This window comes from Haloferax profundi (assembly GCF_001469865.1).
In the GTDB taxonomy this organism is placed as follows: domain Archaea; phylum Halobacteriota; class Halobacteria; order Halobacteriales; family Haloferacaceae; genus Haloferax; species Haloferax profundi.
On the sequence record NZ_LOPV01000179.1, the window covers coordinates 1 to 12,265 of the forward strand.

Sequence of the window (12,265 nt, forward strand, 5' to 3'; positions counted from 1 at the left end):
TGGAGGGTGAAGCGCGACGCCACGGCTTCGACTCACTCTTCCTCCACGGACAGACCTCTGCGGAGGGGTTCTACCACGGCTTAGACTACGAGACGACGAGCGACGTGTTCGACGAAGCGGGTATTCCGCACGTCGAGATGGAAAAGAACCTCTGACGGACGGGAATCGCGGTAGGTACGTCGGACCTGAACGATTGCTCGGATTTATGCTACAACTTAGCATACCCCCTAGTGGGGTGGGACAGATGTCCACCATTCAAACCCTGAAAGAGGTCCTCTTTGGAACCGTCGATACCGAACAGTACAACTATCAGTGTGAGGTGTGCCACGCCGAGTTCACCTCGGAAGAACAGTCAGTACAGACAGTCGCGTGCCCGGAGTGTGGGTCACACAACATCCGTGAACGCCTCTAACAGGTGGCTAGTGCGTACCGGAGACGGTTGCCGAACTGGCTTCGAAGCCCCGGTCACCGGAAACAGAGTCGACATTCATCGGGTCTCTTCCCCACACCCACGTGTCAGTTTTTCCAGCAGAACGCCGAGAGGACACGGAATCAGACGTGAGGCGGTGCGTTCAGTCCTCGTTCGAGACTGACTTTTTCACGGGTCGACTGCGGCGTTCGTTCCGGAGTTGGAACCCGTCTGCCTCCTCGCGGGCGAGGAGTTCGCGCTGTGGGAACGGTATCTTGATTCCTTCGCGGTCGAACGCCGTCTTGACGTTCCGGAGCACCTCGGCTTTCGCACGCATTCGCCGCGGTGCCGAGGGGTTCGTAATCCAGAACAGCAGTTGCAGGCCGATAGACGAGTCGCCGAACGTCGTCGGCATCACCTGCGGTTCCGGTACGCCCTCGACGAACTGGAGGTCGGTCAACGCCTCCCGGGCGACTTCTTCGGCGTGGTCGATGTCCGTCTCGTAGTCGATACCGACGTCCAATCTGAGTCGGAGTCGGTTGCGCTTCGTGCGGTTCGTAATCTTGGCGTTCGTCACCCGGTCGTTGGGGAAGACCACTGTCTCACCGTCGGCGTTGCTCAGGCGGGTGTTGATGATGGTGATGTCGGTGACGATACCCTCCGCGTCGTCGATTTTAACCCAGTCACCGAGTTCGAACGGCCGAGAGAACATCAGGACGAATCCCGCGATGAGAGAGCCGAGGGTCTGTCGGGCGGCCATCCCGACGACGATGCCGAGGAATCCGGCACCGACGAGGATACCACCGATTTCGAAGTTCCAGACCGTGAGCGTCGCCATCCCGACGGCGAGGAGGACGACCACCTGCAGGACGCGAAAGGCGATTCCCTGCTGGTGGGCGTTGATGTTCTCCGAGTTCTTCGCGTACGCGTCCAACTGTTCTTCGAGGACGTTCGTCCCAGCGAGTGCACCTGCGAAGAGGACGAGCGTCGCCCCGATTTTCGCGAGGTTCGGAAGCGCGATAGTGAGGACGGAAACGACGTCGTCGGCGAGGCCGGTGAACCCCCAGAGCCACAGTAACGACAGCCCAGTTCCGACGAAGATAGCGACCTGAAGCGTGCGCACGATGATGGTCGTCGGGAACATCCACGTCACGTCGGTGACTGGGTCGGGGACTTTCGGATGTTCGAAGACCCGGTCGTGTAACGTCGTCCTCGCCCGTGAGACGAGACGCGGTGCGAGATACAACGCCAACCCCAGTGCGAGTACCACGAGCGCCGCCGAGATACCGATTCGCTCTTCGGTCGAGACGAACTGCGCCAGCGTCGACCTGAGGTCTTCTACCCACGGTGCCACGTCTGGCGACCCCCCTTTCCTGCCATCGTACCAGTCAGTCGTCTGAAAAAGGAAAAACGTGGCGGAGCGAGTCTCAGGAGTGAAAACCTCACCTACTCACTCATCGTTCTTTCAGACCCTCTTCGAGGAGAGAAAGCACCCAGAAAATACAACCGACGAGTACCCCGAGACTGACCAGACCGAGCACGAACTGGCCCGACCCGAGTGCGCGAGAGGTCGTCCCGAACGCGATGATACCGACGACGGCGAGAAGACCACCGAGAATCGCACGGTGGACAGAAGACACGAGTTGGTCAGCGTGTGGCGAAGACATCTCTTCCACAAAATAGTTGTTTGATTGATAAATATGCTCGTGTCGAAAGTACCTCTCCCCGCTTGGAATCGTGCAGTCCCACCTTTTCCGGCCCTCACTCCAATCGCGCCGCAAAAATTCTGTCTTCGTGAGCGAGAGTGAACGAAGGTTCGTGAGGCGCGTCGCGTCTCACGGTGGACGAAAAACAGCGTTCTTACAACCGCTTCGACACGTACGGGCCGTCCTGATAGTAGCCAAGTTTCTCCTTGTAGTACTGCCGGACACCGATGCCGGAGATGACCGAAATCTTGTCGTACCCGGCGTCACGGGAGCGTTCTTCGGCGTGGGCGAGGAGTTTGCGGCCGTAGCCCTTGTGCTGCCAGTCGCCGTCTGCACCGATGCCGGCCTCCGACCCGTAGACGTGGAGTTCGCGGACGAGTGCAGCGTTCTGAAGCTCTTTCCGAACTGGGTTCCCGGGGAATCGGAGGCGACAAAAGCCGATAAGCAGGTCTTCGACGGGGTCTTCGAACGAGATGAAGTGTTCCGTCCCGCCGGCGACTTCGTACGTCATCACGTCGAGTTCGACGCGGTCTAAGTCCGGGTCAGCCTCGTTCATGCCGACTTCACGGGCGCGAATGTCGCGCGGGACGATACCCTTCTCTTCGGCCCGCTGACTGGCGAGTTGGCGGAGGTTGGACTTCCAGACGCCGGCGTCGATGAAGTCGGCGGGGATGTCGCGCTGGACGCGCTGGAGGCGCGTGTACTTCGGAATCATGCCCATGACCTCGGCGACGATATCGGCGGCCTCCTCGTTGTTCAGCGGTTCGTACTCGCCGCGGCGCCACATGTCGTAGGTGATGGTGTCGCGGACGATGAGCGTCGGGTAGATTTTGAGGTAGTCCGGCCGCCAATCGCTGTTCTCGAACAGTTGGCGGAAGTCCTCCAGACACATCTCTTTCGTCATGCCCGGTTGCCCCGGCATCATGTGGAACCCGACTTTGAACGCCGAGTCGCGGAGGCGACGGTTGGCGTCGATAGACGCCTGCACGCCGTGACCGCGGTGCATCTCGCGGTTGATTCGTTCGTAGGTCGTCTGGACGCCGACTTCGACTTTCGTCGCGCCAAGGTCCAGCATTCGGTCGATTTGCTCGGGGTCGCACCAGTCTGGCTTGGTCTCGAACGTCGTCCCGATGTTTCGGATGTCGGCCGTCTCGTTCTCGGCGATGACGTCTTCGAGGTACTTGAACTCGACATCCTCGGGGTCGGGCTTGAACGACTCGTTCTCGGCGGGTGCGGGTTCCTTCGAGAGGTCGTAGTCGTTCATGGCTTCGAGCGCCCGCTTGACGAACCACTCCTGATAGTCGTGGCTCCGGGCGGTCATCGTCCCGCCCATCAAGATGAGTTCGACCTTGTCGACCGGGTGGCCGATGTGTCGGAGTTGTTCGAGACGGAGTGTGACCTGTCCGTACGGGTCGTAGTCGTTCTGGACGCCGCGGGCGGCGGCGGGTTCGTGGCCGGTGTACGACTGCGACGAGGAGAACTCGCTCGCCGGGCCGCCGGGGCAGTAGAGGCACTTCCCGTGCGGGCACATGTGCGGCGAGGTCATGATGGCGACTGGCGAGACGCCGGAGGCGGTTCTGACGGGCTTGCGCCGGACGACCTCTTTGACCTCCTCACGGCGGTCCTTGGGTGCGTACTGGAGAATCTCGGTGTTCTTGGGCACCTTCGGCGAGGAGTGTTCCGAACAGGCGTCGAGTTTCGCCGATTCGAGGTCGTCGCGGTCGACTTCGCCCGCGAGGATGCGCTCGACGAGCGCTTCGCAGGTCCGCTCGAACGCCTCGGACTCGGTTTCGGCGCTCACGGACTCACCTCCCGGGTGGCGACGGGGTGACGGTTCATAGGCGCGAATCGGGTCGTTTCGTGGATAAGCGTGTCGCTCGACGGTGTCGAAGTCGCGGTCCTCCGTCGAGAACGAACGAGGAGGAGTCTGGATTGTCGCTTAGAACTGCTCTGCTGCGGCCTCGAAGACGGCGTCGAGGGCCTCGTCACGAGCGCCCGAGAGGAACTCGATACGGCCTTCACGGATGCCGGCGGTGGCGAGGCCTGCTGCGGGGGCCTTCGCGGATGCCGACTCCACGAGTGCGCGGAAGTCGAGGTCGCCCGTGCTGCGGAGGTACAGTTCGTCCGTGCCGAGCGCGATGGTCAGGAAGTGGTCACCCTCGCGGTTGCGGCGGTGGAGTTCGTCGACGAGGAGTCCAGTCGGCGGGAAGTCGAAGCGGTGACTGTAGGCGTCGGAGTCGAGGACGACACCGGAGACACCGTCGAGGCCGCGAACCGTGAGGTTCGCTTCTGCAGTCTCGACTTCTGCGTCGACCTTGATGCGGAACTGTTCGGAGACGTGGCCGGCGAGGGCCTCGTCGGCGTCGAACAGGAGGTCGGCAATGAGTTCGCGCTTGTCCTGGTACGACTGGTAGTACGCTTCCAGCGCGATTGCTTCGCGGAGTTCACGGACGAGGTCGGCGTCGAACCCGTGGTCTGCGGCGAGGTCGAGGTACTGCTCGGGACAGTTCTCCCAGTAACTGACGGCGGGGAGGTGCGACACGTCGTCGCGCACGTCCTCGTTGACGGCGGCGGCGAGCGTCGCGGCCAGCGCACCGACCGAGAGGTCGCTCGCGTCGGCACCCTCGCGGGCGGGGTTGACGAGCACGTCGACTTCGGCGGCGACTTCGTCGTCTGCGGGCGCGGCGTCGACGACGACTCGCTCGGAGCCGTAGACACCGAGCAGGCCGAGTCCGTCGAGGGATTCGGCGGTCGAACCGGCACCGAGGAGAAGCACGAGTGGGAGCTTCTCGTCGTGGCGGTCACGGTCTTCGAGCATCCGCGTCACGTCGTTCGTGGCGGCGTCCATGCCGTAGACGGCCTCTTCGAGCGGTCGGCGGGTGAAGTAGTGGTACTCGGCGTCGTCGCGTGGGTGCTCTGCACGAATGAGCGGGAGCACGGCACGCTCGACGGCAGCGCCGGCGACGTATCCGTCTGCCGTCGCAGTGTGACGGACGACGATTGGACGCGATTCGAGGACTGCACGGCGAATGGCCTCTGCGGCGTCGAGCAGCGACTTGCCGACGGCAGCGACCGGTTCGTGGGCTGCGAGCGGTGCGATTGCGTCGGGGCGTGCTTCGTCGGAGAGCGCGTCTGCGAGACGCTGGGAGACGGTCTCGGCGTCGTCGCCGTCGAGAACAGTCAGTTCCTCGGTCTCGATTTGGAGTTCGCCGCGACGTCGTTCGACTTCGCCGTCGATGCGGACGTAGTCGCCCACTTCGACTTCGGGGTACGCACGGACGCCAGCCTCGACGAAGGCGGCACAGTCGGCGACGGCCGTCTCGTCACGGAGTTCGAAGACGGTCGGCCCGCCAGTCTGGCGAACGCTCGCGACTTCACCTTCGACGCGAACGTCCTCGCCGACGTGGTTCTCGATGTCGGCGAGCGTGACGCGTTCGAGTTCGACCGATTCTTCGTCTGCTTCGGCTTCAGCGGTCTCAGCTTCTGGTTCGGCTTCCGCCTCGGCTTCCGGTTCTGCCTCGGTCGCTTCGGTCTCCGCCTCTGCGATGTCACCGACGACATCTTTGGCGGTCGGCGCGCGGCCTTCTTCGGCAGGTTCTTCGGATACTTCTTCGGCCTGTGCGGGTTCGGCAGACTCTTCGACGGATTCGGCCTCGGTTTCGGTCTTCAGACCGACGGGGCGCGTCGTCTTGCCCGTCTTCGGTCGCGTCTTGACCGTCGTGGGGCCACTGTCGGATGCCTGCTTTTCGATGGGTTCGCCGTCGTGGTCGCCGTCCGGGTCGTGGACGCGAGCGCCGCGGAACTCGGATTCGGTCTCTCGAATCGACCATCCGAGGTCGACGTTACCGTTGTCGCGGACGTTCTTGACCTGGACGAATACGTCGTCGCCGGGTTCCCACTCGAGGGTCTCGAGGCGGCGGTCCAGTTCGCTGCGGTGCAGTAATCCAGTCACGTTCGGAGCGAGGTCCACGAAGACACCGAAGTCGGCGTACCCGTCGACGGTGCCCTTGTAGAATCGGCCGGGGACGAGTTGATGGGGACTATTTCCCCGGAACTCGAACCAGACGTCCTCCTCGTGCGTAATCCAATCCATTGGATTTAGCAAACAACCCCTAACTAAAACGATTGTCGAAAAGCGCTCAGCCTAGAGAGACGCGCGTACGAGCGAACTGCCCCCGCGTTTCGGTGGGGAAATCTACACCAGTGCGAGTGCAGCGGCGAGGTCCGAAACCGCCCGAAACCCACCGAAGGCGTAGCCAAAGACGACTCCGGCGGGAACTGCCGAGGCCAGCACCGCCTTGGCGAGCGACGTTTGATGGACCTCACTGATGCCGATTGCGAGGAGTGCGGCACCGTATACCGCACAGAGTGCGCGGAGACCGGGGATGGGAATACTCGCGAGGGCACACGGGGCGGCGGCGTAGGCGATGACCTGCACCGTCTCACTGACGCCGGCACGGCGCGACAGCAACGGAATGAGAAGTGCCGTCTGTATCGCTGCGGTCAGGTGGAGGAGCGCCGGCGCGACGAAGAGGGCGATGACGAGGAGTGCGACCACCGCAGAGACGAGTGGCCCGCCTTCGATGGCGGGGATGGTCGACGGGGTGAGAGCGTACTGGAGACTCTGGTAGACGAGCGCGACGGAGATCGCAAACAGCAGTCCCGGTGCCTGGTCGCCGGGAGCGACGCCGTCGCGGAAGAACTGACGGGGGCGAACGAGAACGGCGACCCACGCGCGGAGGACGCCAGCGACGCCGCGGTCACGGCCCTCCCGGGGGGTCTCGACCCAAGTAGTCACGCTAGCCTCTAGTCGCGCCGGAGGGTATGACAGTTCCGGCACCGTGCTTCGTAGGACTCCTCTGCGCCGACGAGGACAGTCGGTTCGTCCACGTGGGCGGGTTCACCGTCGATGAGGCGCTGGTTCCGGGTCGCCGGTTCGCCACAGATAGTACAGATTGCCTGCAGTTTGTCCACGTACTCGGCGAGTGCCATCAGTTGCGGGAGTGGTTCGAACGGTTCACCACGGTACGTCTGGTCTAACCCGGAGATGACGACGCGCTTTCCGTCGGCGGCCAATCGCTCACACACGTCGACCAACTCGGCGGAGAAGAAGTTCGCCTCGTCGATGGCGACGACGTCCTCACCGTTCAGTTCGTCGACGATTTGCCAGACGCCTTCGCCTTCGGAGGGGACGACACTCGCCTCCCACGACCGACCCGCGTGGGACCCGACAGTCGTCTCACCGTATCGGTCGTCGATTTCCGGTTTGAACACGGAAATCTCCTGGCCCGCAATCTCCGCGCGACGGAGGCGTCGAAGCAACTCCTCTGTCTTGCCCGAGAACATCGACCCAGTGATGACCTCGATCCACCCACTCTGTGTGATGGCGTGCATATCTCATGAGGGAGACGAGGAGGGTCAAAACGATTGTTCATCTGCGGCGACGTTCAGTGACTGGTGATTGTCGCCAGACACGACTCGTCGGCGTCAGTCGTCGGCGTCAGTCGTCGGCACCGACGTTCTCGTCGCTCTCGAACGTCGAGGGTTCGGGTTCGATGTTGGCGTACACGACGGCGTCGCGGCCGAGTCGTTCGATACGGTTGCGGAGGCCATCGTCTAAGAGTTCCTCCCCGTCGAACGCCGACGAGACGCGTGGGACCGCGGCCTGATGCGGGAGGACCCACGCGTTCAACGACCGGCAGACAGAACGGAGGTGTTCCAGTGCCGTGACCGGGAACGACCCCCCAGCGACTGCGAGCAAGCCGACGGTCTTCTCACCGAACTCGTCGAATCCACAGTAGTCGAGTGCGTTCTTGAGGACCCCAGAGTAAGACCCGTGGTAGACTGGTGTCCCGAGGATGACGGCATCCGCGTCGTCGATGATGTTGGCGAACTCGACGGAGTCGCCCTGTTCGTCGTAGTCGGCGTTCAGTGGCGGGAGGTCGAAGTCGCGGAGGTCCACGAGTTCGGTCGTCGCGCCGGCGGCCTCGGCACCGTCGAGCGCGTACCGGAGCGCAAACCGGGTGAAACTGTGGTCGCGGAGACTGCCGACGACGGCGACCACGTGTGTCTGGTCCATACCCAGTTTCATCGGGTCGGGAGTAAAAACGGCGTCGGCCCGCCGTAGGGACGCCACACTACCGAAGACACGAACAGGCGTAACAGACACGAGACTTGCGGTCGAATCGGAGACCATGAATGTCGTCTTCCACGTGTCCAGCGGGACCGAACCGGAGGTCCGTCATGCCCTCGCCAACGTCAGCAATCTCCTCGACGACGAGACAGTCGAAACGGAGTCCGTCACCCTGCTCGCGAACGGCGACGCCGTCTCGTACTTCCTCGGTGAGTCTCCCGTCGCAGACCGAATCGAATCCCTCCTCGGAGATGGCGTGCGCTGTCGCGTCTGTCAGAATTCGTTGGATACCCGCGCCGTCGACGCGGCGTCCCTCGTAGAGGGTGTAGAAGTGGTGCCGTCGGGTGTCGGCGAACTCGTGAAACGGCAGGCGAGCGGTAATGCGTATCTGAAAGTACCGTGAGTCCAGTCGTCACGTTACTTCGCGAGCGAGACACGAATCTCGTCACGCTCGTCGTCGACGGTGACGAGTCCGTCGCTCGCTAAGTCTTCGACGAGGCCACGAAGCCATTCTTCTCCAGTGTCACCGCCGTAGTCGACTCTGACACGCGGCCCGAGTTCACCCAATCGTAATTCGTCGTACTCACCGAGGATTCGGACGACACGGCCTCGCATCTGCCGTCTGCTCCCCTCGAACGTCGGTTGCGTCGGGACGTCGGGCGCAGTGAAATCACCCGTCTCGTAAGCGTGGCAGAACTGCCGCCACGGACACCCGGATTCGTCGCACGTCGGCGTCTTCCCGCAGGCGACACCGCCGAGTTCCATGATGGCGTTGTTCCAGACCCGGGATTCGCCTGCGGGCATGAGTTCCGATGCCGCCATCTCGAACACCGAGTCGTCGTCCGGAACCGCGAAGGCCCGGTGAAGGACGCGCTTGACGTTGGTGTCGACGACGGCGTCGCCGTTGTTGAACGCGAAGGAGGCGACTGCGTTGGCCGTGTACGGACCGACGCCCATGAGTTCCGAGAGGCCGTCCGGGTCCTCGGGGAACGACCCATCGTGGTCTTCTGTGACCTGTCGCGCCGCTTCGTGGAGGTACTTCGCCCGGTTGTTGTAGCCGAGACTGTGACTCGTCCAGAAGGCGACCACGTCCGCTCTGTCGGCCGCCGCGAGGTCAGCTACCGTCGGCCACTCGTCGAGGAACGCGTCCCACGCCTCGACCACGCGTCCGAGTTGCGTCTGTTGGCTCATCACCTCCGAGACGAGAATCTCGTAGGGGTCGTCGGTCCGTCGCCACGGGAAGTCCCGGTGGTCGGCTTCGTACCACTCGACCAGCGCCGTCTGGACTGCGTTGCGGTCGAGGTCTGAAGGGAGTGCGGACTCCGCGTCGCTCATCGCCCCGGCTTAGGACGGGGTGCGTTTAGCCGTGGCGATGCAGGGTGGTTGTTCGGTGGTCACCCACCGACCCTCCCGTTCACTCCACCGAGACGATTGGGCAGTTGACGTTCGCCGCACCCGACGCGAGTTGCTCGGCGTCGGTCGCCGAACTGAGGTCCGAGACGCCGTCGAAATCGGCGTTGTCGTAGATGTTCACGAACCACAGCGGCGAGTACCCAGAATCGTCCGGCAGCGTGGCGACGACGTTGTGCGTCTGGTCGCTCCCGTCTTCGGTTACGAAGCCAGATGGCGGGCCGCCGCCGTCCTCGCCGGGGTTCACGTTGAACGTGACGTAGATTGGCGACAGCGGGACGCTCTCTCCACTCAGTGTGAGGGCCGCTTCGGTGAACTGGAAGTACGACACGACCATACCCTGATACCAGCCTTCGACGAGGCCCGTGTCTTCGTCGCCGTAGCGCATCGAGGCAGTCGACCCGTCGGGGACGACAGGGCAGTTTACGAGCATGTCGGTCGCTTCCATCTCGTAGCCTGCGTCTTCGATGTCGGCCAGACTCGTCGCCGTGTTCGCTTCGTAGTCCTCGGGGACAGTCACCTTGTGGACGTGCCAGAAGTCGTTGTAGCCCTCGTCGCCCGGAATCACGTCGACGACGTTGAGTTGGCCCTCGACCGGCGTGTCTTCGCCCTCACGGAAGAGCGCGTAGATGGGTGCAGGCGTCGTGGCCTGCACGTCGAAGTTGTAGTATCGGACGATTTCGCCGTCCGGACCGAGTCCCTGCGTGATGAATGGACCCTGGTCGAAGTCGACTGCTTCGTCCGGGCCGGGCAGGCCGTTTTCGTCGGTACGGACCATCAGCGTCCCTGCCGCCTCGCTGAAGCGGTCGATAGTCGCTCTCGGCGCCGACGCGGGGTCGGTTGGGGTCGACCCGTCCATCGAATCGCCCTGTTCGGTCGTCGACTCTGTCGTCATCTCGTCGGTGGTCGCCGTGCCCATCGTGCCACCGTTCCCACCACCAGTCGACCCGGTGCACCCTGCGAGGAACGTCGTTCCAGCCAATCCTGCGGCGACGATGAATCGTCGGCGTGTCGTGTGTTTCGACATTGTCGATAGAGAGGACTCCCCCACGACGGATAGCGATTTTTTCACTTTCGGCCGCACTCTGGACAGAATCGGTACACACTCTGGTTCGACTCTCTACCAAATTCGTCTCGGGGCGTGATGGTGACGTGCCTGACGTGGTCGTCGCGGACGTTCCGCGGTCGAAACGCGTATCCCCCTGACGGCCCCATCGCCGGGCGATGACACTCGACGAACTCTCAGACGACGTGACGGACGCCTACAGTGACCTCGGCGACGAAGTGGCGGTCTCACTGGACCGCGAAACACGCCACGAACTCGCGATGCTCGTCGCCCTCTACGACACCGACGACGTGAGCGAACTCGTCCGTCGCGGGATTCACGCGCTCTTCCAGTCGGAACTGGACCGAGGCAAACTGGACTTCCACATCCGACAGGGATACGACGTGACCTACGACGAGTACCTCGCGGGGATGACCTACGACGAGATGACCGGACAGGCGCAAGCACCCCCGCGCGACGACGTTCGTCGCTACCAGATGTAAGCGACTTCGTCGCAATCAGGTGTAAGTCGCTGTCGGCGTGATTGAATCGCCGAACGAGACGCCCCTATCGAACCTCGACTTCTATCGACACGTCGCCCGTCCTGACGTAGCGTTCCGACTCGTCGGACGTCACGTCGAACGTCCGCAGGAGTATCACTAACCGTTCGTCGCCGACTGTCGCACGAAGGACGACACCTTCGCCAGTGACGACGACGTACGGTGGGGCAGCGACCGGTGGCGCGGGCATCGGGCGTCCGGTTGCCGTCACCGCGTCTGCGAGTGCGCGCGGGAGTCGCGAGAGTGCGCCAGACCCGTCGAGCGCGCGGGCGAACGGCGGCACGACACGGTCACGGTCGGCCACCGAATCGCCGTCCCACTCGGCGACGACGGCGTCTGCGCACTGTCCAACGACTGTCAGGAGTCGGTCGTGTTCCTCGCGGAGCACTCGCTCAACTTCGTCGAGGGCCGTCGTGAGTGGTGTCGTCCCGTCTGTCACAGGTCGGGGTGAGTCGGCATCGGTTATAAACCTCCGCAGAGTCGAGACGGTCGAATCGCCGTCGTCTCGCCAGTCTCTCAGCCGAGTCGTCACCACCGGTGACGTTCCCGGACGATTTTTCCCGCCGCCCACCCCGAGTACGCACATGGATATCGCAGACATCGAGGCACTCATCGAATCGAACATCGAAGACGCCGAGGCGACTGTCTCTCGCCCACGCTCGGTCGACGAGAACCACGAAGACGCGCACTTCGCCGCCCTCGTCATCTCGCCCGCCTTCGAGGGGAAGTCGCTCGTCCAGCAGCACCAACTCGTCTACGACGCCCTCGGCGACCACATGACGACGGACATCCACGCGATGGAACTCAAGACCTACACGCCCGAGGAGTACGCGGCACTGGACGAGTAGCTGGCGTCGAAAAGACGAGACTGCAACCCGAGACCCGAAACTCAGACCTGCGGTTCGGGGTCCGCGAGTTCTTCTGCGTCGAGCGAGCGGTTCTGGAGCGCGTCGCCTGACTCGGCATCGAAGAGGTGAATCGCGTCTTCTGGGATGCGAGCGG

Annotated in this window: 15 protein-coding genes; 5 read left to right on the forward strand and 10 right to left on the reverse strand. The window is 63.2% G+C overall.

Annotation, left to right across the window (positions count from 1 at the left end; translation table 11 throughout):
- The coding region (locus AUR66_RS09615) for a GNAT family N-acetyltransferase (RefSeq protein ID WP_157533048.1) at positions 1-155 on the forward strand (155 nt) is incomplete at its 5' end.
- 89 nt (positions 156-244) lie between these two features.
- Positions 245-412: a hypothetical protein gene (locus AUR66_RS21175; protein WP_157533049.1), complete on the forward strand. Its 168-nt coding sequence runs from the start codon at positions 245-247 to the stop codon at positions 410-412.
- A gap of 160 nt (positions 413-572) precedes the next feature.
- Here AUR66_RS21175 and AUR66_RS09620 read toward each other — a convergent pair whose 3' ends face one another.
- From AUR66_RS09620 to AUR66_RS09650, 7 genes are all read right to left on the reverse strand, one after another.
- On the reverse strand, positions 573-1,763 hold the full coding sequence (locus AUR66_RS09620) for a mechanosensitive ion channel family protein (RefSeq protein WP_058572222.1): 1,191 nt from the start codon (positions 1,761-1,763) through the stop codon (positions 573-575).
- A 100-nt stretch (positions 1,764-1,863) separates the two neighbouring features.
- A complete protein-coding gene (locus AUR66_RS09625; protein ID WP_058572234.1) occupies positions 1,864-2,076 on the reverse strand; it encodes a hypothetical protein in 213 nt (70 codons plus the stop codon).
- A 193-nt stretch (positions 2,077-2,269) separates the two neighbouring features.
- Positions 2,270-3,916: a tRNA uridine(34) 5-carboxymethylaminomethyl modification radical SAM/GNAT enzyme Elp3 gene (locus AUR66_RS09630; RefSeq protein WP_197409722.1), complete on the reverse strand. Its 1,647-nt coding sequence runs from the start codon at positions 3,914-3,916 to the stop codon at positions 2,270-2,272.
- Positions 3,917-4,054: 138 nt separating this feature from the next.
- The gene (locus AUR66_RS09635; RefSeq protein WP_058572224.1) at positions 4,055-6,208 is read right to left on the reverse strand and encodes a DHH family phosphoesterase; all 2,154 of its coding nucleotides are present in this window, start codon (positions 6,206-6,208) and stop codon (positions 4,055-4,057) included.
- A gap of 102 nt (positions 6,209-6,310) precedes the next feature.
- Positions 6,311-6,913: a YIP1 family protein gene (locus AUR66_RS09640; RefSeq protein ID WP_058572225.1), complete on the reverse strand. Its 603-nt coding sequence runs from the start codon at positions 6,911-6,913 to the stop codon at positions 6,311-6,313.
- Positions 6,914-6,921: 8 nt separating this feature from the next.
- The gene (locus AUR66_RS09645) at positions 6,922-7,509 is read right to left on the reverse strand and encodes a thymidine kinase (protein WP_058572226.1); all 588 of its coding nucleotides are present in this window, start codon (positions 7,507-7,509) and stop codon (positions 6,922-6,924) included.
- Positions 7,510-7,615: 106 nt separating this feature from the next.
- On the reverse strand, positions 7,616-8,194 hold the full coding sequence (locus AUR66_RS09650; RefSeq protein ID WP_058572227.1) for an NADPH-dependent FMN reductase: 579 nt from the start codon (positions 8,192-8,194) through the stop codon (positions 7,616-7,618).
- 115 nt (positions 8,195-8,309) lie between these two features.
- On the opposite strand from AUR66_RS09650, the gene AUR66_RS09655 reads away from it, so the two are divergent.
- Positions 8,310-8,651: a DsrE family protein gene (locus AUR66_RS09655; RefSeq protein ID WP_058572228.1), complete on the forward strand. Its 342-nt coding sequence runs from the start codon at positions 8,310-8,312 to the stop codon at positions 8,649-8,651.
- A 14-nt stretch (positions 8,652-8,665) separates the two neighbouring features.
- Here the strand turns inward: AUR66_RS09655 and AUR66_RS09660 are convergent, their stop codons facing one another.
- Entirely contained in the window at positions 8,666-9,583 is a 918-nt protein-coding gene (locus AUR66_RS09660; RefSeq protein ID WP_058572229.1) for an A/G-specific adenine glycosylase, read from the reverse strand.
- A gap of 79 nt (positions 9,584-9,662) precedes the next feature.
- The gene (locus AUR66_RS09665; RefSeq protein WP_058572230.1) at positions 9,663-10,685 is read right to left on the reverse strand and encodes a hypothetical protein; all 1,023 of its coding nucleotides are present in this window, start codon (positions 10,683-10,685) and stop codon (positions 9,663-9,665) included.
- Between the two features lie 197 nt (positions 10,686-10,882).
- On the opposite strand from AUR66_RS09665, the gene AUR66_RS09670 reads away from it, so the two are divergent.
- Complete coding sequence (locus tag AUR66_RS09670) at positions 10,883-11,206, forward strand: hypothetical protein (RefSeq protein WP_058572231.1); 324 nt, start codon at positions 10,883-10,885, stop codon at positions 11,204-11,206.
- Between the two features lie 64 nt (positions 11,207-11,270).
- Here AUR66_RS09670 and AUR66_RS09675 read toward each other — a convergent pair whose 3' ends face one another.
- The gene (locus AUR66_RS09675) at positions 11,271-11,702 is read right to left on the reverse strand and encodes a hypothetical protein (RefSeq protein WP_058572232.1); all 432 of its coding nucleotides are present in this window, start codon (positions 11,700-11,702) and stop codon (positions 11,271-11,273) included.
- 145 nt (positions 11,703-11,847) lie between these two features.
- Here AUR66_RS09675 and AUR66_RS09680 point away from each other — a divergent pair, with 145 nt between their 5' ends.
- Positions 11,848-12,111: a BolA family protein gene (locus AUR66_RS09680; protein WP_058572233.1), complete on the forward strand. Its 264-nt coding sequence runs from the start codon at positions 11,848-11,850 to the stop codon at positions 12,109-12,111.
- Positions 12,112-12,265: the final 154 nt, after the last annotated feature.

Coding starts and splice junctions, on each gene's coding strand:
- AUR66_RS09625 (WP_058572234.1), bottom strand. CDS start 2,076: ATGTCTTCGCCACACGCTGACCAACTCGTGTCTTCTGTCCACCGTGCG.
- AUR66_RS09655 (WP_058572228.1), top strand. CDS start 8,310: ATGAATGTCGTCTTCCACGTGTCCAGCGGGACCGAACCGGAGGTCCGT.
- AUR66_RS09635 (WP_058572224.1), bottom strand. CDS start 6,208: ATGGATTGGATTACGCACGAGGAGGACGTCTGGTTCGAGTTCCGGGGA.
- AUR66_RS09665 (WP_058572230.1), bottom strand. CDS start 10,685: ATGTCGAAACACACGACACGCCGACGATTCATCGTCGCCGCAGGATTG.
- AUR66_RS09680 (WP_058572233.1), top strand. CDS start 11,848: ATGGATATCGCAGACATCGAGGCACTCATCGAATCGAACATCGAAGAC.
- AUR66_RS09645 (WP_058572226.1), bottom strand. CDS start 7,509: ATGCACGCCATCACACAGAGTGGGTGGATCGAGGTCATCACTGGGTCG.
- AUR66_RS21175 (WP_157533049.1), top strand. CDS start 245: ATGTCCACCATTCAAACCCTGAAAGAGGTCCTCTTTGGAACCGTCGAT.
- AUR66_RS09650 (WP_058572227.1), bottom strand. CDS start 8,194: ATGGACCAGACACACGTGGTCGCCGTCGTCGGCAGTCTCCGCGACCAC.
- AUR66_RS09670 (WP_058572231.1), top strand. CDS start 10,883: ATGACACTCGACGAACTCTCAGACGACGTGACGGACGCCTACAGTGAC.
- AUR66_RS09660 (WP_058572229.1), bottom strand. CDS start 9,583: ATGAGCGACGCGGAGTCCGCACTCCCTTCAGACCTCGACCGCAACGCA.